This window comes from Nocardia sp. NBC_01499, from assembly GCF_045040275.1.
Lineage (GTDB): Bacteria > Actinomycetota > Actinomycetes > Mycobacteriales > Mycobacteriaceae > Nocardia.
Window position 1 is genome coordinate 7,476,594 of record NZ_CP109426.1, and the last position, 24,123, is coordinate 7,500,716.

The following is a 24,123-nucleotide window of genomic DNA, read 5'->3' on the forward strand; positions in this document are numbered from 1 at the left end:
ATATGTTGATCGGAGAATTGGCGCGCCGCACCGCCGTGAGTACCCGACTGCTCAGGTACTACGAGGAGCAGGGCCTGCTGCAACCGGAGCGCGACGCGCTCGGCTACCGCTCGTATGCCGACGACGCACCGGAGCGGGTGGGTCATATCAGGGACATGTTGGCCGCGGGCCTGTCGACCGAGGACATCCGCAGCCTGCTGCCATGCGCGACCGACCATGTGAAGAAGTGGATTCAGTCTTGCGACGAGTCCCTTGGCATCGTCGAGAGCCGCCACAGCGATCTGGACAACAAGATTGCGGCACTCGAGCGGCAGCGGGCATTGCTCAGCGTGAAGCGGGCTTTGATCAGAGAGGGAATGCCTGCCGGGCGCTGACTGGCACCCGGTCTTACCGGACATTTCTCGGCGCCGAGTGCCCGAATACCGCTGTGCGGCACGGAAAGTGTCCGTGCGGGCCGGTGTCAACCAGTGCGGGCCAGCCTGGACCGGCCCGCACTGCAACGACCTATTCGCGCACGTAGTACCGCAACGTGCCATACGCGGTGAGCGCGGCGAAGACGATGCCGACCGGTGCGATCACCAGCGCGACCATCGCGATATCGTCGCCGGTGATCCGCGGAAAGACCTTGCTGGAGAACAGATCTCCGAGCGCTCGATCGATCACCAGCGGCCGCGCGAGGAGCAGTCCGCCCACCGCGACCAGCGAACCGGCCAGCGCGGCGACCACCGCCTCCAGGAGGAACGGCAGCTGGGTATACCAGCGGGTCGCACCGACCAACCGCATGATGCCGACCTCGGTGCGCCGGGTGAACGCGGCGATCTGCACCATGTTCGCGATCAGCAGCAGCGCGGCCAGGGCTTGCAGCACGGCCAGACCGAACGCGGCATTGCGCAGCCCGTCGAACAGGCTGACCAGCCGGTCGACGATGTCCTTGTCATTGCGCACCATGCCGACGCCGGGTCGCTGATAGAACTGCTCGTAGATCTGCGGATACAGCTCCGCGTTCTTCATCTTCACCCGCAGCGACGCGGGCAGCGGCGTCTCGCTGACGTACTTGGCCAGCTCGGGCTGGTCCTTGAACGTCTTCTCCTTGGCCTCGCGCACGGCGTCGTCGCGGCTGAGGTACTGGACCGATTCCACGTCCTTGGTCGCCTTCAGATCCGCCATCAGCGTCTTACACGGATCGCGCGAACAGTCCGGGTCGTTGGCGGAGACATCCTCGGTGAGATACAGCCGAACCTCGAGCCGATCCAGGAAGTACTGCTCGGTCTTGTCGGCGATCCGCACCGCGAGCAGACCACCGCCGAGCATGGTGAGCGAGACCGCGACGGTCAGGATCATCGCGATGGTCATCGTGACATTGCGCCGCAGACCGGCGAAGACCTCGCTGAACAGGAAGCTCGCGCGCATCAGCGATCCACCCCGTACACACCGGTCGCCTCGTCGCGCACCAGGCGGCCGCGATCGAGTTCGATCACTCGCCTGCGCATGGCGTCGACGATGTGATTGTCATGGGTGGCCATCAGCACCGTGGTGCCGACGCGGTTGATCCGCTCGAGCAGCATCATGATGTCGCTGCTGGTATCGGGATCGAGATTGCCGGTCGGTTCGTCGGCGAGCAGCACAAGCGGCCGGTTCACGAAGGCGCGGGCGATCGCCACGCGCTGCTGTTCGCCGCCGGAAAGCTCGGAAGGTAGTCGATCGGCTTTGCCGCCGAGACCGACCATGTCCAGCACCTCGGGGACGGTGCGCTCGATGAACTGGCGCCGCTTGCCGATCACCTCGAGCGCGAACGCGACATTGTCGTGCACCGACTTCTGCTGGAGCAGCCGGAAATCCTGGAACACACATCCCATCCGCTGGCGCAGCTTCGGCACCTTGCGCCCGGGCAGCCGGTCGACCCGGAAGTCCGCGACCTGGATCTGCCCGGCGGTGGGGCTCTCCTCCTTCAGCAGCAATCGCATGAAGGTGGACTTGCCCGAGCCGGACGGTCCGATGATGAAGACGAACTCGCCCTTGCCCACATCGACGGTGATGTTGTCCAGCGCGGGTCGCGTCGAGGTCTTGTACGACTTGGTGACGTTCCGCATCGTGATCACGGGGAGCCAGTGTAACCAGCAAATCTGTGTCCGCCGTGTTGCCGATCACTGATGCTCGGCGAGTCCGCCGAGCTCAGCGTGGCGTTTGTCTGATTCAGCGCGGCGCGACCGCTGGATTCACCGCTGCGGGAACGGTGTTCAGGGTCGGCTCCGAGCCCGGCGCGAACGGTTGATCCGGCTTGACGAACAGGTAGAGCACGAACGTGGCGACCCAGGTGGCCATCAGGATCGCGGTGGATCGGCGTGGCCTGGATTCCTTCAGGAGCGCGGTGGGTCGCACCGATTCCTTCAAGAGCGAGATGGTTCTACGTGGTCTCACTGATTCCCTCCCGGCGCAACGCCGCGGCTACTCGCACCCGCAGTTCACGGCCGACTTCGAATTGCTTGCCCGGCAAGGTGCGGGCAACCATTCGGATGTTCATCTGGTCAACGGTCAAATCCTCGACGCCCATCACCGTGGGCTCATCGAGTAGCAGTGGCTTGAGTCGAGGATCTTCGTACGCCTTTGTACCGACCTCGTGCAGGATCTCGTTGACCCTGGTGATGTCCGCGCTCGCGGACACCGGAACGTCGATCGCGGCGCGTGCCCAATCCTTGGACAGATTCGTCACTTTCACGATCTGGCCGTTGGGCACGGTGATCACTTCACCGTCGGAATTGCGCAGTGTGGTGATCCGCAACGTGACGTCCTCGACCGTACCCTCTGCCATCTCCGATGCTCCAGTCACCGCGATGCGAACTACGTCACCAAAGCCGTACTGCCGTTCGGTGATCAGGAAGAACCCGGCCAGGATGTCCTGCACGATGCGCTGCGCGCCGAAACCGAGCGCGGCACCGAGCACCGCAGCGGGCGCGACCAGCCCGGTGACCGCGAAGCCGATCCGCTGCAGCACCTCCATGCCGATCAGCACATAGGCGATGGTCAGCACCACCCAGGTGACCACCTGCGCCAGCGCGTGCCGGTGCTTGGCCGCCTCGGTGCGCACCAGCGCGTCGCCGCCGCGGAATTCGGCGTCGATCTTGCGGGTGATCCGATCCCTGAGAAAGGTGGCGAATCGGCTGAACAGCACGGCACCGAGGAGCAACAACACGATCTCGAGCCCGTTGGAACGCAGCCAGTTCGTGGTTTCCGAGGTCGTTGCGAGTGACATGGTCAACACCTCGACAGAACTCCCAACTGGACGCACGCCAGACAGGTTACCGCCGTACGTCCTACCATTCCGCGCAAGCGGCCCGCGATTGCGCCAGCCGCAACGATCTAGTTCGGCTGCTCCCGCATGCGCCAGCGGATGCCCGATTCGATGAAGCCGTCGATATCGCCGTCGAGCACCGCCGACGGGTTGTTGACCTCGTAGTTCGTCCGCAGGTCCTTGACCATCTGGTACGGGTGCAGCACGTAGGAGCGCATCTGGTTGCCCCAGGACGCGCCCTCGTTGGTCTTGAGCGCGTCCATCTCGGCGCGCTCCTCCTGCCGTTTGCGTTCCAGCAGCTTGGCCTGCAGCACGCGCATGGCCGAAATCTTGTTCTGCAGCTGGGATTTCTCGTTCTGACAGGTGACGACGATGCCGGTCGGGATGTGCGTCAGGCGCACCGCCGAGTCGGTGGTGTTGACGCTCTGGCCACCGGGGCCCGAGGACCGGTACACGTCGACGCGGATCTCGCCCTCGGGGATCTCGATGTGGTCGGTGGTCTCGACCACCGGAAGCACCTCGACCTCGGCGAAGGAGGTCTGGCGGCGGCCCTGGTTGTCGAACGGGCTGATCCGCACCAGGCGGTGCGTGCCCATCTCGACCGAGAGGGTGCCGTAGGCGTAGGGCGTCTTCACCGCGAAGGTGGCGCTCTTGATACCGGCCTCTTCGGCGTAGGAGGTGTCGTAGACCTCGACGGCGTACTTGTGCCGGTCGGCCCAGCGGATGTACATGCGCATCAGCATCTCGGCCCAGTCGGCGGCGTCGACGCCACCGGCGCCGGAACGGATGTTGACCAGCGCGTCACGCTTGTCGTACTCGCCAGACAGCAGGGTGCGGACCTCGAGCAGCTCGACGTCGGCGTGCAGTGCGGCGCGTTCGGAGTCGGCGTCGGCGAGCGCGACGTCGCGCGACTCGCCCTCTTCGCCCTCGGCCAGTTCGTACAGCACCGGCAGATCGTCGAGGCGTTCCCGCAATGTCACGACGCGACCGAGCTCGTTCTGCGCGTGCGAGAGCTCGCTGGTCACCTGCTGCGCGTGGTCCTGGTCGTTCCACAGGTCCGGATCTGCGGCTTGGTGCTCGAGCTCATCGATGCGTCGGCGCAGCTGCTCGATGTCGATGACCGATTCGACCGTCTTGAGCGTGGCGTCGAGTTCGGCGAGATCAGCGGAAACGTCAGGATGCACGATGGTCAAGCCTACTGGTATCGCGCAGCTGGGATAGCAGCAGTGCGGCTCGAATGGGTTGCGTTGGGGGATCGGTGATCGAACTCGCTCTTTCTGCCTAGTGACCGATTGCCGCTGGAGTACGCGGCGCCGCTAGACCGCGTGGAGGGCGCCTGGCCGCAGGCCCGCGAGCTTGTCGAGGGCGGTAGCAGTGGTTTCGTCGGCGGGGAGGTGGACGATCAGGTGCTGGTCGTCGTCGGCGGAGAGGTCGAGGATCTCGTAGGCCAGGCGCAGCTGACCTGCGGCGGGGTGCGCGAGGCGGGTGATGCCGGTGGCGGCGGGCAGGCTCGGGACGGTCTCGACGCGGTTGGTGAAATCCGGGCCGACGGTGACGGTGAGTTCGTCGGCGAGCCCGGCGATGTGCGGGTCCTTGCGGAACGGGCCGTGTTTGAGGGTGGCGACCGTGTGGTCGGCGATGTGGTTCCAGTCCGGGTATGCGGTGCGGGCGCGCGGATCGGTGAAGACGAAGCGGGCCAGGTTCGCCGAGGTGGTGTCGAACAGGCCGAACGGTGCCATCAGGCGCTGATAGCCGTCGGTGTGGGCGAGCACATCGGTGAGTCTGTTCACGACCACCGCGGGTGCGGGTTCGAGGCGATCGAGAATCGCGCGGACCGCGGGGCGCACCTCGCGCGGCGGCTGGGCGCCACCCATGCAGTTGAAGCCCATGTCGGCGGATTTGGTGAGGCGGTGCAGGTGAACTCGCTCACTCGGGGCCAGGCGCAGTGCGTCGGCGAGCGCGGAAAGCACCTGCGGTGAGGGGCGGCGATCGCGGCCTTGTTCGAGCCGGGTTATGTATTCGACGCTTACGCCAGCCAGCGTGGCCAGTTCGGAGCGGCGCAGGCCGGGGGTGCGGCGGCGCGGTCCGGTGGCGAGGCCGACCTGGGCCGGGGTGATCGCCTCGCGCCGGGTGCGCAGGAACAGGCCCAGCTCGTTGTCGCTCACGCTTCGAACGTAACAAGTCGCGACGGCCGCAGGGTATCCCTGCCGCTACCACTCTTACGGCGGTCTCCCTGGTCGTCGCGGCGGCTAGGAGATTGGGATCTGCGGCCGCGCCCGGTCGCCGAAATCTGTGGGAGGAACTCGATGTCGGCATTGAAACTCGCGGTGATCATCGGCAGCGTCCGGGAGGGACGCTTCGGACCGGTGGTAGCCGAATGGTTCACCGAACACGCCAGGGGACACGGCGCGTTCGAGGTGGACGTTATCGACCTGGCGGACGCGCAGCTGCCGCTGGCGTTGCCCGCCGTCTCACCGGCGATGGACCCGAATCCCGAGCGGCCGGACGGCATGATCGATCTCACCGAGCGGCTCGCGGCGGCCGACGCGTTCGTGATCGTCACGCCCGACTACAACCGCAGCATCCCGGCCGCGCTGAAGGCCGCCATCGACTGGCATTTCACCCAATGGGACGCCAAGGCAATCGGTTTCGTCGGTTACAGCGGCGCGAGCGGCGGGTTGCTCGCCATCGAACACCTGCGGCAGATCTTCAACGAACTCAACGCGCACACCGTGCGTAATTACGTCTCGTTTCCGCGGTACTACCTGCTCTTCGATGAGGAAGGTCGGCTTCGGGAACCGGACGAGCCCGGGGCGGCGGCGTTGGCGATGCTCGATCAGTTGCAGTGGTGGGCCGATGCTTTGGCGGCGGCGCGCACGGTTGCCGCGGTGGGGTGAGGCGATGGGCGGGCGCTGGAAAGACGGTCCGGCGCCCGCATAGTCCGGTGGCATCGGACTCTGGCGCCACGGTCCGACGGCGTCGCGATCCGGTAATCCAGATCTTCCGCCTGCTCACAGCTGTCTGCGCGGAAGGTCGGTTGGTCGCGCGGAGTTGTGCCGCGCTGATCGGGTGGTGGGGTGACCCGATAGGGTGCGGACGTGGCTGTGGACTCTGCTGACCTGGAACTCGCGTTGCGATTGGCCGATGCGGCCGACGGGATTACCCGGGCGCGGTTCGGGGCGCTCGATTTGAAAGTGGACGCGAAGCCGGACCTGACGCCGGTGTCGGATGCCGATCTCGCGGTGGAGAAGGCGATCCGGCAGGTGCTTTCCGAGCAGCGGCCGGCTGATTCGGTGCTCGGCGAGGAGTTCGGCGGGGACGCCGAGTTCACCGGGCGGCAGTGGGTGATCGATCCGATCGACGGCACGAAGAACTTCGTGCGCGGCGTGCCGATCTGGGCCACGCTGATCGCGCTGCTGGAAGACGGCGTGCCGATGGTCGGCGTGGTGAGCGCGCCCGCGCTGTCTCGGCGCTGGTGGGCGGCGGCGGGGTCGGGCGCCTGGGCCAGCTTCGATGCCGAAGCGCCGAAACCGATTTCGGTGTCCGCCGTTGCTGAGCTCAGCTCGGCGAGCCTGGCCTTCTCCAGCCTTTCCGGCTGGCGTGCGCGCGGGCTGCGGGAGAACTTCCTCGCGCTCACCGACGAGGTGTGGCGGGTTCGTGGGTACGGCGACTTCTTCACCTATTGCCTGCTCGCGGAGGGTGCGCTCGATATCGCCACCGAACCCGAAGTCTCGCTGTGGGATCTGGCCGCGCTCGACATTCTGGTCCGTGAGGCGGGTGGGCGTTTCACCTCGCTCGCCGGGCAGCCTGGGCCGCATGGTGGTGATGCCGTTGCGACGAATGGTTTGCTGCATGACGAGACGTTGAGTCGTTTGCGGCCCTGATCGCGGGGCCTCTCTCAGAGGTGCAGTTCCGGCGGGAACCCGGTCCATCGCAGGTCCGGTGGCAGGTGGCCGGTGTCGTTGAAGAACAGCACGGCATCGGGTCTGCCCGGCGCGTAACGGATCACCGTGAGCGCGGCGTTGGCGGGGCTGATCCCCATCCAGCGCCACTTCGGTGCGTCGAGCGCGGCACGCACCAGCCAGCCGATGAGGAAGGCGTGCGTGACGACCAGTTCGTGCCGTGGCGTTTCGCCCTCGACCGGGCCGGTGAACTGCTCGACGGCTGCCCGCGCCAGATGCGGTCCGTGCTCGCGCTGCTCGGCGGGGAACTGGGCGAGGAAGCCGAGGAGCGCGTCAGCCGATTCCGCAGGCAGCTCATCTTTGCGTGGCAGGTAGGGCAGGTAGTCACCGGCCGATGCTGCGGCGCGCAGTGGCACGCCGTCCAAGCGGTCGACGATCAGCTGCGCCGTCTGCGTCACCCTGGGCAGCGGACCATGGTGGACCTGTGCGAGCGGGCTGTGCCGCAGCCGCTCACCGAGCAGCCAGGCCTGACTGCGACCTCGTTCGCTCAGTGCGCTCTCGTCCGGCGTCGCCTCGCCGTGCCTGGCGAGATAGAGGTACCGGGTGGCCGTTCCGGTCATCAGGCCAGCATCTTCTCCATCAGTACGATGTTGGTCGTGCCGTGGTTGTGGAACCGGGGCGGTAGCGGTGCCTCGCGAAGCTCGATGAAACCCTGTGCGGTGTAGTACTTCCGGAGCACGAGATTGTTGGCGGCGAAGTCGAGACGTTGCCGCGTGATCCCGTTGGCGAGGGTGTAGTCGGCGCAGAACTGGATGATCCGGTCGCCGAGGTCGTGTCCCCGCCATTCGGGGGCGACCATCAGCCCGTGGATATAGCCGGCCTCGGCATCGTCGGCGCCCCAGAATTCCGGGTCGCGCCAGACCACGCGCACGACGGCGATCAGCGCGTGAGTCTCGTCGCGCCAGACGAACCATTCGCCGCGCGCCACCTCCGCTGCGACCGTCGCCGCGGGGTACTCGCCGGGGACCCACTGCACGATGCCCTTGTCGACCATCCACTGGGCGAGCCGGTCACGCAGCTTGGCGATGTCCTCGGCATCGTCCTGCGTGGCCACGATCATGGGAGCCGATTCCGGCATGCTTGGTTCCTTTCCACCTACGCCCGCCCCGATCGGGGTCGGGCCGCACTTCTTCGTTTCTACCGCCCCGGCGTGGCCGGGGTGAGATCGATGCTCGCCGGCGGCCGTAGTCGGCGCGGGGTTCCGTCCATGCCGGTGATGTAGAGAGCCCAGACGGTGACCAGCACCGCTCGTATTCGATGACTCCCCGTCCAATGTGCATGTGCGCCAACCTAACAGCAGCTCGAGGCCGCAGCAGGGCGGATGAATTCGGGCCAACCGGGGTGAGTCGCAGGTCATGGCCTCGGCCCAGCTCAGTCGATGGCGAGTTATGCACATGTGGATAACTCGAGACCCGACCTGGAGAATCTGGCGACGTACCGGTAGCGCCGCGAGCGCGCGCTCGTAGGATGGGCCGGGTGACTCCCACCGATGCATTCGCGGCCACGGCGACCGACACCCATCCCGGTGTGGACGCCGGATCCGGTGCGGCGCAAGAGGTTCTACGTCGAGTCTTCGGCTACGACAGCTTCCGCGGCGATCAGCGGGAGATCGTGGAACACGTGGTCGCGGGCGGTGACGCGCTGGTGCTCATGCCGACCGGCGGCGGCAAATCGCTGTGCTACCAGGTGCCCGCGCTGGTGCGGTCCGGCGTCGGAGTGGTGATCTCGCCCCTGATCGCACTGATGCAGAACCAGGTGGACGCGCTCAGTGCGCTCGGTGTGCGCGCTGGATTCTTGAATTCGACCCAGTTCCCTGACGAGCGTCGCACCGTGGAGGCGCAGTTCGCGGCGGGGGAGTTGGACCTGCTGTACCTGGCGCCGGAGCGGCTGCGGCTGGAATCGACGGCGCAGCTGTTCGATCGCGGCAAGGTTGGCCTGTTCGCCATCGATGAGGCGCACTGCGTCTCGCAGTGGGGCCACGATTTCCGCCCCGACTATCTCGCGCTGTCCATGCTGCACGAACGCTGGCCCGACGTGCCGCGCATCGCGTTGACCGCGACCGCGACGGCGAAGACCAGCGACGAGATCGTCCAGCGCCTCGACCTCGGCAATGCCCGCCGCTTCGTCGCGAGCTTCGATCGGCCCAATATCCAGTATCGGATCGAGCCGAAGAACAAGCCCGACCGTCAGCTGCTGGAATTCATCCGCACCGAACACGCCGGCGACGCCGGCATCGTCTACTGCCTGTCCCGTAATTCGGTGGAGAAGACCGCGGCGTTCCTCACCGAGAACGGCGTCAGCGCGGTGCCGTATCACGCGGGCCTGGACAACCGCACCCGCGCGGAGAACCAGACGCGGTTCCTCCGCGAGGACGGTCTGGTGGTGGTCGCGACCATCGCCTTCGGCATGGGCATCGACAAGCCGGACGTGCGCTTCGTCGCGCATCTCGATCTACCGAAGTCCGTGGAGGGCTACTACCAGGAGACCGGCCGGGCGGGCCGCGACGGGCAACCGTCAACGGCGTGGATGGTGTACGGCCTCAATGACGTTGTGCAGCAACGCAAGATGATCGACTCCTCGGAGGGTGACGCCGCCCATCGCCGCCAGTTGCAGCTGCGCCTGGACGCCATGCTCGCGCTCTGCGAGACGGTGACCTGTCGTCGCGTGCAGTTGCTCAACTACTTCGGCCAGCACGACCAGCAGCCGTGCGGTAACTGCGACACCTGCCTCACCCCGGCCGAATCCTGGGACGGCACCGTCCCCGCGCAGAAACTGCTGTCCACGGTGCTGCGGCTCAAACGCGAACGCGGCCAGAGCTTCGGCGCGGGTCACATCGTCGACATCCTGCTCGGTAAGAAGAACCCCAAGGTGCTGCAGCACGATCATCACGAGCTGAAGGTCTTCGGGATCGGCACCGACCTGCGCGATATCGAATGGCGCGGCGTGGTGCGGCAATTGCTCGCGGGCGGGTTGCTCGCGGTACACGGCGACTACGGCGTGCTGACGCTCACCGACGCGAGCAACGAGGTGCTGTTCGAAGGCCGCCAGGTGCTGCTGCGTCGCGAACGTGAGCGGCCGACCAAACCGGCGCGTGCGGCGAAGGCGGGCAAGGCCGCGGCCGTGGAGATGGCACCCGCGGATGCTCCCCTGTTCGAGCGGCTGCGCGAGTGGCGGGCCGCGACCTCCAAGGAGCAGGGCGTTCCCGCCTATGTCGTCTTCCATGACGCCACGTTGCGCGAGATCGTGGCGCGCAAGCCGACCAGCCTGGCCGAGCTCGGCACAGTCACCGGCGTCGGCGAGAACAAACTGGCCAAGTACGGCGAAGGGGTGCTGGAGGTCCTAGCCGGAGAGTGACATTCTCCACCTTTCGGACAAGTGACCAGCAGATCGGGTTGGTACCCGGATTTACGGGAAAGTTGCTGTGCGGCAGCGGTATTCGCCTGCCGCCCGGCTAGTTGACGTATGCGGACATGCTAATGGGAAATCGTCCGGTAACCGCCTAGTTGCCCGCTATGCCCTTTTTGTTCAGACGACATCGCAAGGCTCCAACCAACCGTCGTATCTACGAACAATGGAGTTTTCGCTCATGCCCCCTGCCTCGTCGCGTTCTCTGCCCCGCCGGTTCCGTGCGGGCGCCATCCTGGGCGCCGCCGTTCTCGTCGGGACCCTGGCCGCCTGCGGTTCCTCCGATTCCACGAAGCAGGGCAACGGCGATCTCCTCACCCCCAACGCCAAGGGCACGGTGACCGAGAACGGTGGCGCCCGCCGCACCACCGGCGACCGGACCGACGCGCTGCGCGCCTCGCTCAACGGCAACCAGGCCAAGAACGTCATCCTGCTGATCGGTGACGGCATGGGCGACTCCGAAATCACGGTGGCGCGCAACGTCGCCGAGGGCGCGGGCGGCTACTTCAAGGGCATCGACGCACTGCCGCTCACCGGCTCGTACACGCACTACTCGCTGGACAAGAACACCGGAAAGCCGGACTACGTCACCGATTCCGCGGCCAGCGGTAGCGCGTGGTCGACCGGAACCAAGACCTACAACGGCGCCATCGGCGTCGACCTCAAGGGTGCCCCGCAGACCAACCTGCTCGAGATCGCGAAGGCCAACGGCAAGGCCACCGGCAACGTGACCACCGCCGAGATCCAGGACGCCACCCCGGCCGTGCTCGCCGCGCACGTCACCGACCGCAAGTGCTACGGCCCGGAGGAGACGGCACTGAAGTGCCCGACCAACGCGCTGGAGAAGGGCGGCCTCGGCTCCATCAGCGAGCAGCTGCTCAACACTCGCGCCGACGTCACCCTCGGTGGCGGCTCGAAGAGCTTCGAGCAGAAGGCGGCCGGTGGCCAGTGGCAGGGCCAGACCCTGCGTGACCAGGCCAAGGCGCGCGGCTACAACCTCGTCGCCGACAAGACCGGTCTCGATGGCATCACCAAGGCGGACCAGGACGCGCCGGTGCTCGGCCTGTTCACGCCCGGCAACATGCCGGTCCGCTGGACGGGTGACAACGCCGTGCAGAACGGCCTGAACCTGCCCGCGCAGACCTGCAAGCCCAACCCCGAGCGCGCCGCCACCCAGCCCGACCTGGCGACCATGACGCGCAAGGCGATCGACCTGCTCAAGCCGCGCAAGGATGGCTTCTTCCTACAGGTCGAGGGTGCCTCGATCGACAAGCAGGACCACAACGCCAACCCGTGTGGTCAGGTCGGTGAGACCGTCGACCTCGACGAGGCCGTGCAGGCCGCGCTCGAATTCGCCAAGAACGACGGCAACACCCTGGTGATCGTCACCGCCGACCACGCGCACAGCAGCCAGATCGTTCCGCTGGAGACCAAGTCGCTCTCGCTGACCAGCAAGGTCGTCACCAAGGACGGCGCCGAGATGGGCGTCTCCTACGGCAACGCCGAAGCGGGCGGTTCGCAGGAGCACACCGGCACCCAGCTGCGCCTCGCCGCCTACGGCCCGCGTGCCGCCAACGTGGTCGGTCTGACCGATCAGACAGACCTGTTCTTCACCATGTCCGACGCGCTCGGCCTTGACCGGAACAAGAAGCCGGCCGCCGCGGCGAAGTAGTCCTCCCCAGTTGATCCGGCCCCGCCCGGCGTCGCCATTGTTCGCCCGATAGGCGAGGATGGTCGCCGGGTGGGGCCGGACTGCGGAGGACATCGTATGCCTGACAACAGTTTTGGTCGCCGGGGCTTCCTGGCCGGTGCGGCGGGCGTCGCATCGCTGGTCGGTCTCTCACCCGCGCAGGCGGTGCCGGTCGCGGCCGGAGTCACCAAGTTCGCCTTCCCGACCGGGCGCACGCTGCGCGTGCTGGTAACCGGCGACGCGGGCACCGGAACGCGCACCCAGTGGGCGGTCGCCAACGCCATGCGCGAGTTCCATCGCCGTGAACCGGCCGCCCTCGCCCTCGGCCTCGGCGACAACATCTACGAACTCGGCCCGAACAGCGGCACCGACCGCCAATTCGCCGACAAGTTCGAAAACCCCAATACCGGACTGGATTTCCCGTGGTTGATGGTGCTCGGCAACCATGACACCAGTTCCGTCTTCCCCGGTGACGGCGCCTGGCTGGCGCGCGGCAACCACGAGGTCGAGTACCACGCGAACTCGCCGCGCTGGTGGATGCCGAGCCGGTACTACTCGGTCCGGGTGCCGGAGCAGAATCCCGTTGTCGAGTTCTTCGTCCTCGACGTCAACCCGCTCGCCGCCTATATCCCGCCGATCCTTTCGCCGTACTGGTCGGTCGACGGGCAGTTCATGAACGAGCAGCGCGCCTGGCTCGACCGGGCCATCGCTGGATCCACCGCCACCTGGAAGATCGCCTGCACCCACCAGCCCTACCTCAACAACGGCCCGCACGGCGACGCGGGACACTACGAGAACCTGCCGATCGATCCGATCAACGGCATCCACGTGAAGCACCTCATCGAGGACCACGTCGCGGGCGCCTGCCAGTTCCTGCTTTCCGGGCACGACCATTCGCTTCAAGTGCTGGAGCCGACCGTCGAATCCAAGGGCACCAGGCAGATCGTGTCCGGCGCCGCCGCCAAGACCGTCGCCGCCGAACCCTCGATCACGCCGCGCGGCGGGCATCCCGCGCTGTTCGAGAACTATCACGAGCTCGGTTTCATGGTGCTCGATCTCACTCCGACCACCGTCGACCTGCGCGTGTTCACCGTCGACGTCGCGACCTCAGCCGCCACCGAGGCATTCGCCCGACGTCTCGCCTGAGTACCAACTATGTTGCGGCACGCGGGAATTGCGGCGTGTCGCGACCGTGCGGGGCTACCGTGCTCGCTATGGCTCACGGTGATGGCCCAGGCGACGGGGGCGACGCGTCGGGCAATTCCCCGAGCACCGATGTTCCGGACGCGCCGCCGAACACACGCAGGGGGATCGACCCGACCGTCGAAGGGGTGTGGCTGCGGCACCGCCCGCCCCCGAGACCCGGCAGGCCCCGATTTTCCACGGTGTTGCTCGTCGTGGCCTTCATCGCGCTGCTCACACTCTGGGTCACTATGCGCCCAGGCGGCTAGTACCTCGGGTGCCGCGCCCCGACCTGGGAATAATCCGGTTGCCGCGTCACTTAAGGTTGATCGTTATGAAGGAACAGGGGCGCAAGGTCATCGCGACCAACCGCCGGGCGCGGCACAACTACACGATCCTTGACACCTACGAGGCAGGGATCGCGCTGGTTGGTACCGAGGTCAAGAGCCTGCGTGAAGGCAAGGCCTCGCTGGTTGACGCGTTCGCGACGGTCGACAACGGCGAGGTGTGGCTGCGTGGGCTGCACATTCCGGAGTTCAGCCACGGCACCTGGACCAACCATTCACCGCGCCGGATCCGGAAGCTGTTGCTGCACAAGCGGGAGATCGACCGCCTCGTCGGCAAGTCGCGCGAGGGCAACCAGACGCTGGTCCCGCTGTCCATGTACTTCTCCGACGGCAAGGTCAAGGTCGAACTGGCCCTCGCCAAGGGTAAGCAGGACTACGACAAGCGACAGGATCTGGCAAAGCGCGACGCTGAGCGCGAAGTCACCCGCGAGCTAGGGCGGCGTATCAAAGGCATGCGCTGACCGCCGTCCTGCTGGCGCTGGTAGCCGCACTCGGCTACGGCGTCAGCGACTTCTTCGGCGGCGTCGCGGCCCGAAAGGTGACCGCGCTGCGGGTCGTCATCTACTCCTACCCGTTTTCGATCGTGCTGGTGCTCGCGCTCCTGCCGTTTGTCGACGGGACGATAGATGCCGCCTCGATGGGCTGGGGTCTGGCCGCGGGCGTTGCCAGCGGTCTCGCCGTCTGGTGGTTCTATGCCGCGCTCGCCAGCGGTCCGATGGCGGTCGTGTCGCCGCTGACGGCGGTGCTCGTTGCGGGCGTGCCGGTGCTGGTCGGGCTGATGATCGGGGAGCGTCCAGGGCCGCTCGCGTTCACCGGTATCGGGTTCGCGTTGATCGCCGTGCTGCTGGTCAGCCGGGAATCGCCGGACGCCGTCACCGAGGAGATCACCGGTGGCCGCGAGCTGCGGTTCACCAAGAGGGTCGCCCTGCTGACCGTCGGATCCGGTTTGGCATTCGGTCTGATGTTCGTCTTCATGCACCAGACCGCCGCGTCAGCCGGGCTGTGGCCGTTGCTCGCGCAGCGGGCCGCGGCCACCGGCGTGGTGTGGGGTACTGCGCTCACGGCCGGACAGTTCAAGCGGTTGCGCGGCGAACCGTTACGGCTGGCCGTCTACATCAGCGTGCTGGACGTGATCGGCAACGCGGCGCTGCTGTACGCGTTCCACGGATCGCTACTCTCGCTGGTCAGCGTGATCGGCTCGCTGTACCCCGCGGCCACCGTCCTGCTCGCGATGGTGCTGCTCGGCGAACGCGTCGGGCGTCAACAGCAGGCAGGCATGCTGCTCGCCCTAGTCGCGGTCGGACTCATCGCCGTCGCCTGAGCCCGACACCCGCCGAATAATGGGAAGAACCGGGCGCTGGGCGGTGTTAACATGAACAGCCCGGCACGGTGCCGGGGCGTACGGGGCTGAACGGTTTCGACTTTGTACGTAGATTCAGGGGAAGCGTGTCGGTGCAGGCGAGAGACCACCGTAAGCGTCATCGCAACCAATTAAGCGCCGATTCCAATCAGCGCGACTTCGCTCTCGCTGCCTAAGTAGCAGAGCAAGTCTGTCAGTCCGGGTTCGTCCCTCGACCCGGGTCCTGGCATCAGCTAGAGGGACTTACTGTTCTGGCCGGTCGCGGACCAGAATGGAACATCAAACAGCGACTGGGATCGTCATCTGAGCTTGTTCGCGAGACCCGGAGATCCAAGTAGAGACACAGCGAACTGCACACGGAGAAGCCCTGGAGACGCGGCAGAGGACCCGGGTTCGATTCCCGGCAGCTCCACCGAGAAGGCCCGGTCCACCTGGACCGGGCCTTTTGTCGTGTCGGTTCAGTAGTGGTAGCGAGCCTGCACGATAGTGATGGTGTCGCCTGCGACCGAGTACACCAAGCGGTGTTCGTCGTTGATCCGCCGCGACCAGTAGCCGGACTTGTCGCCTTTCAGGGGCTCGGGCTTGCCGAGACCGTTGAACGGGTCGCGCTGGATATCGCCGATCAGCCGCATGATCCGCAACGCCATCTTACGGTCGGTGCTGACCCAATGCTCGAAGTCCTCGAATGCGACCTTGACGAAAGTTACTCTCATTCAAGCCCTTTCGCGAGCCGATCCATGTCCACCTCGATCACGTCACCCGCTTCGGCCTGCGCGATGCCCTGGGCGAGCCGCGCGGCGTTGGCGGGGGAACGCAGCAGGTAGAGCGTCTCGCGTAGGGCGTTGTATTCGTCCTCAGAGATGAGAACGGCGTTGCCTTTGCGGCCGGTAATGTGGATTGCTACGGCGTCGTCGTTAACCTGCTCGATGAGCGGGTATAGCTTGGCGCGTGCCTCGCTGGCAGAGAAGGTGGTCATGGCGGCCCCTTTCGCGGTGTCACTCACAATGGTACCGGATTCCGGTACGGGTCGGTGAGGCCTGCGCTGTGGGTCCCAGCAACGCCGGTCATGAATACTTTGCCTGCTGCCGCCCAAAGTGGTGTCGGACCCAGCGGCTGCCATTCCGGTGTTTAGTCGACACCATGTGTGGGAGTGCTGACCAGATGGGTGTATAGCGGCCATGATGCCGCGGAACCTGCCGGCGCCTGTGGCCGGGTATTCGAAGAGCGCTTGACCGCATCCGCGCCAGGCGGTGCAGTGGATCCGTCCGCATCTGTGGACAGCATGGCGAGCTGGCTACGCCCCAGCGGCTACCTGCTCCTCGCCACCGTTCCCGCCGATGTGGAACAGGTCGACATCGCCTTCATGGGCCATCCCACTCGGGCGAGCAGCTATGCCGCACCCGACTACCTCGACCGCCTTCGCCGATCAGGCCTCGAGGTCTTGGAGTCTCGGGAGAGCGCATTCATCTCCGACCACGAAGCTGCCGAACCCGAGAACATCCTGTTCGTCTACTGCCGCCGAGTGGAAAGGTCTGCGTGCGGCGAGGTCGGCTCGGGTGAGGCTGAGTCCGGCCGACAGGCATAGACAGCTTGGGCTAGCGCCATGGAGGGCCGGATTTCACGGCGGTCGACTCGATCGGTAAAGATTCCTCATCGACGGCTGCTTAACCGGCCGAATCTCGAGGGTTGCGCAACTCCGATGTTGTGTCCAAGTCTCACGCCGACGGCAGTGTAAAGGGGCGTGACCAGCCCTGACTCAATTATGCTGTGGCGTAAGGCATGTCGAACAGTTCTGGTATTCGAGGGGGTAACGTGGCTGCGCTCGATTCGGCTTTGCTCGTTGCGGTCACATCCGGGGAAAACTTCTGGAGGCAGGCCGCACTGAATGCTGTCAGCCCGACTGTGGCAGCCCTCCTGGGCGGGCTGGTTGTCAGCGTTTTGATCCAGCAAGCCCAAGCGCGTCGAGAGACTCGTACCCTGAGGCAGGACCTGAGTACTGAGATGATGACGGTTGCCTACGCGTTCTATTTCAGGCTGACGGAGGTAGTCCGCGTCGAGCAGCACAAAGCAGCTACCCCGAGCTCGCAACGATGGGTTGTTCCCCCTAATCCCGAAAGATTTACTCGGCAATTTGAAGAATTTCGCATCTCAGCACGAGTCTTGGAGGAACGGCTCCGCATCAGTTTTCGCGATGACTCTGCCCGTTGGTTGTGGCACGGTGTTGTAGACATGCTGACTGCACGTTACTACCGCTTGGTGCATATACGTGAGAGATACGAAGGGCTGATTAAAATGTATAGTCAACATCCAAAAGATCCAGAAATACCAAAACAAATTCAATCATTGTTCTTGACTCTGGAAGAATTCGACGACGAGGAAACTGTCGACACGAAGATCATGACGCAATTCGAGGTCATGTTGAACGATTCGATCAACGAGGTCTTGCGACGGAGGATACAGGCACTGAGAGCAGGTGCCGTCCTGCAACCAGGGTGAGGTTCTCGGCCGCTGTGAGTACCTGTCTCGTCCTGCGCAGCTGTTGTCAGAGCTCTGGGTCGTCAGGGATGCGGCATCATGTACGTCAACTAGGGCTTCGCGCCGACAGGATGGCAGGCGGATGAAGATTCATACGATCGGGTTCACGAAGAAGTCTGCCGAGAGGTTCTTCGGACTCTTGCGGACGTCGGGGGCGGGGACGCTGATCGATGTTCGGTTGAACAATGTTTCGCAGTTGGCGGGGTTCGCTAAGCGGGATGATTTGAGGTACTTCGTCCGTGAGTTGTGCGGTATGGAGTACAAACATCGGCCGGATTTGGCGCCTACGCAGCCGATGTTGGATGACTATCGGAAGTTGGGTACTGGCTGGGCGATGTATGAGGCGCGGTTTCTGGAACTGATGGCGGAGCGGGGTATCGAGGAGGCTGTTCCGCGGGAACTGGTCGACAATGCGGTTCTGCTTTGTAGTGAGGACGCGCCGCACCACTGTCATCGTCGGTTGGTTGCGGAATATCTGGCGCGGCGCTGGGGTGGCGTCACGATTGAGCACCTGGGTTGACCGGGCGTCTGCTGTCGTCCCGCGGCTCGGGACGGCGCTCACTCGAGCGGGTCGAGCTAACCACCGACTATCGTCATGGTCGCCCAATACTCGAACGCAGACAGATTCCTAGGAGCATGCGTGCGCATTTTCGGCGATTCGGTCGACATCTTGCTCGTGGAAGACGATTCCGGTGACGAGCTGATGACACGGGAAGCGCTGGAGGAGAACAAGGTTGGCAATACCTTGCATGTGGCGCGTGACGGGCAAGAGGCGCTGGACTTTCTCTACCGGCAAGGCGATCACGCTGACGCGCCGCGGGCCGGCCTGATTCTGCTCGATCTGAACCTGCCGAAGTACGACGGCCGCCAGGTTCTCGAACGGATCGAGGCGATCAAACAGATCGACAACTTCTTCATCCAGTTCGCCTGGCTACCCCTGCAAGACTGACGGCAGGCGAGCTTCGATGGCAGGAGTAGGGGGCCCGCTGAGCCGCCGAGCCGTCCTTGCTTTGGGACTGGCCGCAACCTGGCTGGTCACGGACAGTTCCTCGGACCGCGGGCGACGGAACACGGTGCAGCGGGACCCGGCCCACACCGACGTGTTGTTCATCGGCGCGCACCCGGACGACGAATCGAGCAACCTGTCCACCTTCGGCCAGTGGCACGAAGACCTGGGCTGGAGCACCGGCGTCGTCACCGTCACCCGTGGCGAGGGTGGCGGCAATGCCGTTGGGCTGCAGGAAGGTCCGGAGCTGGGCCTGATTCGCGAGACGGAGGAACGCAAGGCGACCGCTTTCGCCGGGATCGAGAACATCTACTACCTCGACAAGCCGGACTTCTGGTACACCCTCTCCGCGCCGCTGACCGCACGCATCTGGGGCGAGGACACCAGGGCCAGACTGGTGCGGCTGGTCCGCCTGACCACACCGCACACGATCGTGGTGATGGATCCCCGTCCGTTCAATCAGCATGGCGGCCACCAACTTTCGGCACGTCTCGGTATCGAAGCGTGCCGACTGGCAGGCGACCCGCAGTCATATCCCGAGCAGCTCACCGACGAGGGCCTGACGCCGTGGCAGCCCACCAGGCTCCTCGCCCAGAACTACGGCTTCGACTCGCTGCTCGGACCGGACGCACCCGAACAACCCCGCACCGATCCCGACACCGGGTTGCCGCTCCTCGGCGTGTGGTCCGGCACCCGCTCGCGCGCACACAACACGACCTGGGCGCAGCTCGAGCGCGACGCGGCTCGGCTATATCTCACACAGGGTTACGCCGCGAAGCCCGCGCGAATGCCGACCGACCCGCAGCAGCTCGGTTCCGACTGGTTCACCGTCCTGGCCGAGGACGGCCGGTTCATCGAGGCGCCGGTGCACCGGCAGACCGGACTGAAACCGCTGTACGCCGAGTTCGCGGACTGGGCCGACCGAACCGGGGTGCCCTGGTTGGCCAACCGGGTCCAGCCGGACTACCCGCCGAACCCGACCACCATCATCCCGGCCGTTGCGATCGCACCGATCTTGAACGGCGCCGACGGACCGGGGGAGTACCCGGGACCTGAACTGCCGCTTGCTATTTGGCAGGGCGGCGGCAGTTGCACGGCGACCGCGAAGCTGGCCAGGCACGATGACGACCTCTACGTGCTCGTCACCGTGACCGACGATCGGAAGGGCGCCGAACTCGCGGCCGACGACATCAAACGGCATTGGCGCACCGACTCGGTCGAGATAGCCATCGATCCGCGCGGCGACTCCGACGACACCTCGACCACCTTCAAAACCGGCATCCTGCCGTACACGGCGAACCGCGGTGGTCCGGCCGCCGAGCGCGACGCCGACAATCATCAGGGAGAGACGATACCGGGGATGCGGGTGGCCGCGATCGTCACCGAGCCGTACCGCGGCTACTCGGTCGAGGTGAAGATCCCCCTCACCGAGCTGCCCGCACCGGTCGATCCGGCCAGGTTCGCGATGAACATCCTCGTCTACGACTCCGACACCGACGACAAGACCGGCCAAACGCGCCTGGCCTGGTCACCATTCGGCAGTGCGCAGGCAGATCCTTACGTGTGGGGCACCGCGGTACTCGCTGACTATCGGCCCCCGCCGACAGCCGAGATACCGCCTGCCATACCGCAAACCGCCGCTCACAGCGCCGACTCGCCTGCCGCCCTGGCCCAGACCAAGCGCACCGGAGTGCCGATCGCGGGCAACCCGTTGCCCGCCCGCTAGCTCGGCTCGCGTTACCCGCACCCGGTACCGTGAAAACATCGGCGAGCAAGGGATTTTGGTAAGTCATGGCTGAGCAGCAATCATGTGTCTTCGACATCGACACGATGCCACGCGGCGGCCCGAGCGCCTCCTGGCTGGACCGGCGGATGCAGACCGATCTGCTCGAATACATCGATCGCTACGACGTGCCGGATCACATCAAACAGGTCGTCATCAGCGAACTCGAGCGCAAGGGTGAAAGCGACTGGCACGAGGACAACGCGCGCACAGCACTGGCATTGGTCGCCGACATCGACAGCCCGCGAATCCTCGAACTCGGTGCGGGACACGGGAAACTGTCGGCGAAGATCCTCGAACTACACCCGAGCGCGACGGTGACCGTCACCGACCTGGACCCGACCTCGGTCGCCAATATCGCCGCAGGTTCCCTCGGCACGCACCAGCGCGCCAACACCCAGGTCGTCGACGCCACCGCCATCGACGCGCCCGACAACAGCTATGACCTGGTGGTATTCGCGATGTCGTTCCATCACCTACCCCCGGCACTCGCCTGGCGCGCCATCTCCGAAGCCACCCGCATCGGCACGAAATTCCTGGTGATCGACCTCGCCCGACTACCAACGCCGATACTCCCACTCATCCCCTTGTTAGGGCTCGTCGTCGCGGCGCCAGGCGCGCTGCGCAAGGGCCCGATAACCATCTTGCCGTTCCTGCACGATGCGATCATCAGCATGCTCCGCGCCTACCGCCCCCAAGCTCTCGCTGCTCTCGCCGAATTCGCCGACCCCGCAATAACAGTCGAGTTCCCGCCCCAACAACCACCCCTCCTTCACGCAGTCTTCTCCCGCGCATGACCCGGTGGCGGACCTTTGATCAGATGCGTGCGCCTTTCTCGAGATTGCATCTGCGGCAAAGGATCTGGAGGTTGCCGACGCTGGTCGCACCGCCTCGGCTCAACGGGATGACGTGATCGAACTCTAGATAGTGGGTGTCGCCGCATTGACAGCACTGTCCGCCATCTCGTTGCCACACTGCGGCTTTCACGTCCGGTGGTATCGATCGGGAATCACGGTGCCCTGGAGCGAGTACCAGTCGCTTCGCGACGCGCAATGCTCCTTCGAGCACGGCGGCAACGTATTCGGGGTCGGGAACGCTGTAGGTTCCACCGCCGCGGGCGGTGGTCGCGGAGATGATGACGTTCCCGTACTCGCTGGCTATCGAGATGATCTTCGACCACGGCAACTCGGTGCCGGCTCCCGCACCGACGAACCGGAGCTTCTTGCTGCTACCGATCAGCCTGCCGCTGTTGTGCCGTGGCCCGCTGGCCAAGTATTTGACCTGCGCCGCGTTGACGTCGATGTATAGCGTTTCGTCAGCCTCCAGATGCAGGTCAGGTCGTTGTATGCGAGGCAGCTCACCGGCACGCACCTGGGTGAGCGATCTGCCGCGGAGCATGCGCTGTCGAAGTTCGTTCACCCGCTGGTGGGCGACGCTCATGTCAACGACCGCTTGAAGATCGGTCACCGCGCGCTCGAAGCCGTCGAGTTCATGGGCCTCGATTTCGTCGTCGGCAAAGGCGAAGGTGACTACCCGTTCCAGGTACGCCATGGCGAGGGGGAGTAGCGCTTCCCGGCCGCTGGCTTCATGAATCCGCTGGAAGCGCAGGGCGATCCAGAGTTGGTCCCAGCCGGGGCCGTGCGGACCCGAGGTGGTCAGCACCTGCCACGCCTGAGACCGCCACGTTTCCATGAATCCGTTGACATCCGACTCACACCAGCGACACGGTGGCGGGCTACCGAAACGCTGAACTCGTTTCGCTCGACCACAACGCTCGCATACCGCCGGATCCGATGGGAACAGCGGTCTGGTGTCACCGGTCCACGTCGTGCCATTCCACCAGCGGACGTGACCCGAATCGGTCGAGTCCGGATACCATCCTGGCTCCATCTGAGGCTGTGGTGCCACGTGATGGGGTACCGGATCGGGCGATGGTGGGGTGGTCGGCGAATCATCGACCTCGACACCGAACTCTTCGGCAAGCCCACGCAATCCGCTTACCCATCCTTGGCCGACCGCCCGGAATTTCCACGCTCCGTCGCGCCGGTAGAACTCACCGAACACCATCGCGGTGACGGCATCGGACTGATCGACGTCGAACGAGATCAGAGTGCGGCTCCCGTCTTGCACGGTCAGCGTGAGGCCGGGGATGTCGCGGAACGAACCTTGATCAACAGATCCCGAAATGACGACTCGGGAAACGGCGTCCTCAACGGCAGGCAGCGAGACAGTGAGTGCTGCCCGGCCGGCTACGGACTCGTCCAGCGAAACCGCGCCGGACGGGTGGCGTTGCGCGTTATAGAACACAAAATCGTCGTTAGTCCGGATCTTCCCGGTTGCTGCCAAGAGCAGCGCCTGTGGGTCGACCTCCTGCTGGGTCCCCCATTTGAGCATCACGGTCACTGTCGGCGCGGTCACCGCAGCGTTCCCACCTCGTGCGAGCTTCACGTGCAGCACACCGTCTCCGCGGCGAGTTCCGTTACGCGTACGGCGGCCGGGGCAGGCAGACCGGCCTGTGCTCAGCTGGGTGGGGTATTTGGTTTCGAAATCCAGTCGGTGGGTTGGAGGAAGCGGGCGGTATCGGCTTCGGGGCTGTCCGGCGGTGGGGTGGTGGGGGAGTGCCAGCTTGCGAGGGGTCCGTTGCTGCTCGGCCACGAGCTGATCGGCCACGAATCGCGTGCGTGATTTCCCCACCCGGCCTCCTCGGTCTCCCATCCGCTTCGGCTCGCATTCAGCATCGCACGCGATGGACGGGTCGTAGACACCCGAATTCTCTTGGCCCCAAAGACATTGCCGCCGGAAGTGTCCGACAGCGGCCTGCGCGGATAACGGCATTCCCCGGAAAGTACAGTCGACGCGACTGCACACTCCGAGCCTTGAAGGGGCGGCGCCGATGCTGGCCGAACAGCTTGTCGCGAAGTTCCACTCTGTCGATACGACCGCGCTGTGCGATGCCGACAAGTCGATTCGGGTGCTGGACAGTGGGATTCGGCCGCGTAGTGCCGAGGTGCGGATCGTTGGGCCCGCGTTCACCGTTCGGTGCCGGGGCGACTTCTTCGCGGTGCTGCGGGCGGTCGAGTCCGCGTCGCCCGGTGATGTGCTCGTTGTCGATGGTGGTGGGAGTGAAATCGCGTTCGCCGGAGAACTTTTCGCGCGCGGGGCGATTGCTCGAGGGCTCGGCGGGATCATTGTCGACGGCGGGTACCGGGACATCGGGTATGTCCGTGGCTGCGAGCTGCCGATCTACAGCCGGTTCGTCACTCCCATGGCGGGCGGCACATCCCAGCTCGGTGAACTTCAGGTTCCGGTGACCTGCGGTGGTGTCGCGGTAGCCCCCGGCGATCTGATCCTCGCCGACGAAGAAGGCGCCATCGTCGTCCATGCTGACCGGATCGAGTCCCTGCTGGAGGCCGCCGCGGCCATCAAGGAGGCCGAAGCCGGGATCATCGCGAAATTGGATGCTGGCTCGACCTTGAGCGACGGACTGAACGTCGCCACGCACACCGAGGCCCTCCGCAATGGCGAGCGCTCGACTCTCCAGTTCCTGACCTGAGCGCGGGCGGC

At 65.4% G+C, this 24,123-nt stretch carries 26 protein-coding genes, 1 other RNA gene and 1 pseudogene; 17 read left to right on the forward strand and 11 right to left on the reverse strand.

What is annotated here, in order from left to right; translation table 11 throughout:
- Positions 1-2 precede the first annotated feature (2 nt).
- Positions 3-374, forward strand: a complete 372-nt coding sequence (locus tag OG203_RS34285) for a MerR family transcriptional regulator (RefSeq protein WP_405161362.1) — start codon at positions 3-5, stop codon at positions 372-374.
- Between the two features lie 130 nt (positions 375-504).
- On the opposite strand, the gene ftsX is transcribed toward OG203_RS34285, so the two are convergent.
- The 6 genes from ftsX to OG203_RS34315 form a co-directional block, all read right to left on the reverse strand.
- The gene (gene ftsX, locus OG203_RS34290) at positions 505-1,410 is read right to left on the reverse strand and encodes a permease-like cell division protein FtsX (RefSeq protein ID WP_405161363.1); all 906 of its coding nucleotides are present in this window, start codon (positions 1,408-1,410) and stop codon (positions 505-507) included.
- Entirely contained in the window at positions 1,410-2,099 is a 690-nt protein-coding gene (gene ftsE, locus OG203_RS34295) for a cell division ATP-binding protein FtsE (protein ID WP_405161364.1), read from the reverse strand. Before ftsE ends, ftsX begins: the two co-directional genes overlap by 1 nt.
- Positions 2,100-2,193: 94 nt before the next feature.
- Positions 2,194-2,391, reverse strand: a complete 198-nt coding sequence (locus OG203_RS34300; protein ID WP_405161365.1) for a hypothetical protein — start codon at positions 2,389-2,391, stop codon at positions 2,194-2,196.
- 13 nt (positions 2,392-2,404) lie between these two features.
- Positions 2,405-3,250, reverse strand: coding sequence for a mechanosensitive ion channel family protein (locus tag OG203_RS34305; protein ID WP_405161366.1), 846 nt, complete (start codon positions 3,248-3,250; stop codon positions 2,405-2,407).
- A gap of 107 nt (positions 3,251-3,357) precedes the next feature.
- Positions 3,358-4,473 carry a peptide chain release factor 2 gene (gene prfB, locus OG203_RS34310; RefSeq protein WP_405161367.1) on the reverse strand — a complete coding sequence of 372 codons (1,116 nt, stop codon included), beginning with the start codon at positions 4,471-4,473 and terminating at the stop codon, positions 3,358-3,360.
- Between the two features lie 132 nt (positions 4,474-4,605).
- Positions 4,606-5,454 (reverse strand): helix-turn-helix transcriptional regulator, encoded by an 849-nt coding sequence (locus tag OG203_RS34315; protein WP_405161368.1) that lies wholly within the window; start codon positions 5,452-5,454, stop codon positions 4,606-4,608.
- 141 nt (positions 5,455-5,595) lie between these two features.
- On the opposite strand from OG203_RS34315, the gene OG203_RS34320 reads away from it, so the two are divergent.
- Together OG203_RS34320 and hisN are read left to right on the forward strand one after the other, a co-directional pair.
- Positions 5,596-6,186, forward strand: a complete 591-nt coding sequence (locus OG203_RS34320) for an NADPH-dependent FMN reductase (RefSeq protein WP_405161369.1) — start codon at positions 5,596-5,598, stop codon at positions 6,184-6,186.
- Between the two features lie 201 nt (positions 6,187-6,387).
- The gene (gene hisN, locus OG203_RS34325) at positions 6,388-7,173 is read left to right on the forward strand and encodes a histidinol-phosphatase (RefSeq protein ID WP_405161370.1); all 786 of its coding nucleotides are present in this window, start codon (positions 6,388-6,390) and stop codon (positions 7,171-7,173) included.
- Positions 7,174-7,187: 14 nt separating this feature from the next.
- Here hisN and OG203_RS34330 read toward each other — a convergent pair whose 3' ends face one another.
- Both OG203_RS34330 and OG203_RS34335 read right to left on the reverse strand, forming a co-directional pair.
- Positions 7,188-7,811, reverse strand: coding sequence for a histidine phosphatase family protein (locus OG203_RS34330; protein WP_405161371.1), 624 nt, complete (start codon positions 7,809-7,811; stop codon positions 7,188-7,190).
- A complete protein-coding gene (locus OG203_RS34335; protein WP_405161372.1) occupies positions 7,811-8,329 on the reverse strand; it encodes a GNAT family N-acetyltransferase in 519 nt (172 codons plus the stop codon). Before OG203_RS34335 ends, OG203_RS34330 begins: the two co-directional genes overlap by 1 nt.
- Before the next feature lie 389 nt (positions 8,330-8,718).
- Here OG203_RS34335 and recQ point away from each other — a divergent pair, with 389 nt between their 5' ends.
- The 7 genes from recQ to ssrA all read left to right on the forward strand — a co-directional run bounded on the left by recQ (position 8,719) and on the right by ssrA (position 15,650).
- Positions 8,719-10,605 carry a DNA helicase RecQ gene (gene recQ, locus OG203_RS34340; protein WP_405161373.1) on the forward strand — a complete coding sequence of 629 codons (1,887 nt, stop codon included), beginning with the start codon at positions 8,719-8,721 and terminating at the stop codon, positions 10,603-10,605.
- Positions 10,606-10,837: 232 nt separating this feature from the next.
- Positions 10,838-12,328, forward strand: a complete 1,491-nt coding sequence (gene phoA / locus OG203_RS34345; RefSeq protein ID WP_405161374.1) for an alkaline phosphatase — start codon at positions 10,838-10,840, stop codon at positions 12,326-12,328.
- A 96-nt stretch (positions 12,329-12,424) separates the two neighbouring features.
- Positions 12,425-13,492 carry a metallophosphoesterase gene (locus OG203_RS34350; RefSeq protein ID WP_405161375.1) on the forward strand — a complete coding sequence of 356 codons (1,068 nt, stop codon included), beginning with the start codon at positions 12,425-12,427 and terminating at the stop codon, positions 13,490-13,492.
- Between the two features lie 68 nt (positions 13,493-13,560).
- Entirely contained in the window at positions 13,561-13,797 is a 237-nt protein-coding gene (locus OG203_RS34355) for a hypothetical protein (protein WP_405161376.1), read from the forward strand.
- A 65-nt stretch (positions 13,798-13,862) separates the two neighbouring features.
- The gene (gene smpB / locus OG203_RS34360; protein WP_405161377.1) at positions 13,863-14,336 is read left to right on the forward strand and encodes an SsrA-binding protein SmpB; all 474 of its coding nucleotides are present in this window, start codon (positions 13,863-13,865) and stop codon (positions 14,334-14,336) included.
- Positions 14,333-15,196, forward strand: a complete 864-nt coding sequence (locus tag OG203_RS34365; protein ID WP_405168101.1) for an EamA family transporter — start codon at positions 14,333-14,335, stop codon at positions 15,194-15,196. The genes smpB and OG203_RS34365 overlap by 4 nt, the downstream gene beginning before the upstream one ends.
- A gap of 82 nt (positions 15,197-15,278) precedes the next feature.
- Positions 15,279-15,650, forward strand: a transfer-messenger RNA (tmRNA) gene (gene ssrA, locus OG203_RS34370).
- Between the two features lie 43 nt (positions 15,651-15,693).
- Here ssrA and OG203_RS34375 read toward each other — a convergent pair.
- Both OG203_RS34375 and OG203_RS34380 read right to left on the reverse strand, forming a co-directional pair.
- Positions 15,694-15,948 carry a Txe/YoeB family addiction module toxin gene (locus OG203_RS34375; RefSeq protein WP_330249825.1) on the reverse strand — a complete coding sequence of 85 codons (255 nt, stop codon included), beginning with the start codon at positions 15,946-15,948 and terminating at the stop codon, positions 15,694-15,696.
- Entirely contained in the window at positions 15,945-16,211 is a 267-nt protein-coding gene (locus OG203_RS34380) for a type II toxin-antitoxin system Phd/YefM family antitoxin (RefSeq protein WP_330249824.1), read from the reverse strand. Before OG203_RS34380 ends, OG203_RS34375 begins: the two co-directional genes overlap by 4 nt.
- A 306-nt stretch (positions 16,212-16,517) precedes the next feature.
- Between OG203_RS34380 and OG203_RS34385 the strand changes: the two genes are divergently transcribed.
- The 6 genes and pseudogenes from OG203_RS34385 (at position 16,518) to OG203_RS34410 (ending at position 21,356) form a co-directional block, all read left to right on the forward strand.
- A complete protein-coding gene (locus tag OG203_RS34385) occupies positions 16,518-16,820 on the forward strand; it encodes a hypothetical protein (protein ID WP_405161378.1) in 303 nt (100 codons plus the stop codon).
- A gap of 227 nt (positions 16,821-17,047) precedes the next feature.
- The gene (locus tag OG203_RS34390; protein WP_405161379.1) at positions 17,048-17,731 is read left to right on the forward strand and encodes a hypothetical protein; all 684 of its coding nucleotides are present in this window, start codon (positions 17,048-17,050) and stop codon (positions 17,729-17,731) included.
- A gap of 121 nt (positions 17,732-17,852) precedes the next feature.
- On the forward strand, positions 17,853-18,290 hold the full coding sequence (locus OG203_RS34395) for a DUF488 family protein (RefSeq protein WP_405161380.1): 438 nt from the start codon (positions 17,853-17,855) through the stop codon (positions 18,288-18,290).
- Between the two features lie 75 nt (positions 18,291-18,365).
- Positions 18,366-18,662 (forward strand): annotated as a pseudogene (locus tag OG203_RS34400) (response regulator); the annotation flags it as partial.
- A gap of 73 nt (positions 18,663-18,735) precedes the next feature.
- Positions 18,736-20,502 (forward strand): sugar-binding protein, encoded by a 1,767-nt coding sequence (locus tag OG203_RS34405; RefSeq protein ID WP_405161381.1) that lies wholly within the window; start codon positions 18,736-18,738, stop codon positions 20,500-20,502.
- A gap of 65 nt (positions 20,503-20,567) precedes the next feature.
- The gene (locus OG203_RS34410; protein ID WP_405161382.1) at positions 20,568-21,356 is read left to right on the forward strand and encodes a class I SAM-dependent methyltransferase; all 789 of its coding nucleotides are present in this window, start codon (positions 20,568-20,570) and stop codon (positions 21,354-21,356) included.
- A gap of 19 nt (positions 21,357-21,375) precedes the next feature.
- Here the strand turns inward: OG203_RS34410 and OG203_RS34415 are convergent, their stop codons facing one another.
- Entirely contained in the window at positions 21,376-23,016 is a 1,641-nt protein-coding gene (locus OG203_RS34415) for a TerD family protein (protein ID WP_405161383.1), read from the reverse strand.
- 436 nt (positions 23,017-23,452) lie between these two features.
- On the opposite strand from OG203_RS34415, the gene OG203_RS34420 reads away from it, so the two are divergent.
- On the forward strand, positions 23,453-24,112 hold the full coding sequence (locus OG203_RS34420) for an RraA family protein (protein WP_405161384.1): 660 nt from the start codon (positions 23,453-23,455) through the stop codon (positions 24,110-24,112).
- Positions 24,113-24,123: the final 11 nt, after the last annotated feature.